1 protein-coding gene is annotated in these 1,298 nt (G+C 55.6%); it reads right to left on the bottom strand.

Translation table 11 applies throughout. The features are described 5' to 3' along the window. Nucleotides 1-1,295, bottom strand: a 1,295-nt coding sequence (locus FKW31_RS15760) for an aspartate aminotransferase family protein (protein ID WP_150179057.1), incomplete at its 3' end; no start/stop codon positions are given. Between the last annotated feature and the right edge of the window lie 3 nt (nucleotides 1,296-1,298).

The raw sequence follows: 1,298 nt of genomic DNA, 5'->3' as shown, positions 1-1,298 counted from the left end.
GTTTTTTCGATAGCTTTTCCGAGGAGGTCGATGCCGAGATCGATTTCCTCTTCGGAGACGGTCAGAGGAGGTGCGATGCGGAAAACGCCCCCCATTCCGGGAAGCTGCACCACATTCATGCTCAGACCGAGGTCCATGCATCCGCGGGTGATGGCCTCACCACGTTCATTGTCCGCCTCTTTTGAAGCCCGGTCCTTAACGATTTCCATGCCGAGCAGCAGTCCACGTCCACGAATGTCCCCGATGCACTCATAACGCTGTTGCAAGGATTTCAGTCCGGCTTCCAGACGCGCCCCCATAAACCGCGCGCGCTCAACCAGTCCGTCACGCTTGACGATCTCCAGAACCTTCAGCCCGACAGCGGCAGGAAGAGGGTCTGATACATGGGTGGTGTAAAAGAGATACCCACGCTCATGAGCTTTCTCCTCAATAGCCGCGCTGGTGATGGTGGCGGCAAGGGGCAACCCTGCTCCCAGTGTCTTCGACAGTGTCAGGATATCGGGCACAACGCCGTCTCTTTCAAAAGCGTACATCAGCCCGGTGCGTCCAACGCCAGTCTGGGCTTCATCAAGGATCAGAAGCATGCCGCGTTCGTGACATTTCTGCTTGAGGACCGCGAGGTAGCCGAGTGGGAGGTCGATGATACCGCCTGAACTCAGGATGGGTTCTGCGATAAAGGCGGCCAGATTTCCTGTTGACTGACGATCGACCAGATCGAAAGCGTAATCCAGCTCCGCCGCCCAGTCATACGCTCCATTTTTCTCGAAACGGGGACGATAGGGAAATGGGGTGGGGATGGCGAAAGACCCGACAGCTGAAGGACCAACGCCTTTACGGCCGGCGCTGTAAGTTGCGGATGCTGCCGCTCCCGTCATGCCGTGCCAGGACTGGGCAAAACTCACGATCTCATATTTTCCGGTAACCAGTTTGGCCATCCGGATTGCCGCTTCATTGGATTCAGCGCCCGTGCTCAGGAAGATCGCCTTATCGAGACCTGCGGGCAAAGTCTCGGCCAGAGCCGTCGCCAGATCCACGACCGGGCGCGACAGCATTCCGCTGAACAGGTGATCAAGAGTCCGACTATATTCTGAAATGACATTGGAAATATCAGGATGGCAATGCCCAAGAACCGCGCTCATCTGCCCCGATGTAAAATCGAGAATAGCGCGTCCATCCGCATCGTAAAGAAAGCTTCCTTTCGCGCGTTCGATAATGAGGTTTTCAAATTTTCCTCCATATCGAATGAGATGCTGGCGAGCATTGCTCCAGAACTGCGGATCATCATTCTTGGACATGCA

It is taken from the genome of Acetobacter sp. DmW_136 (assembly GCF_008690365.1).
GTDB lineage: Bacteria > Pseudomonadota > Alphaproteobacteria > Acetobacterales > Acetobacteraceae > Acetobacter > Acetobacter oryzifermentans.
This window is presented reverse-complemented; position numbering and strand designations above follow the sequence as displayed.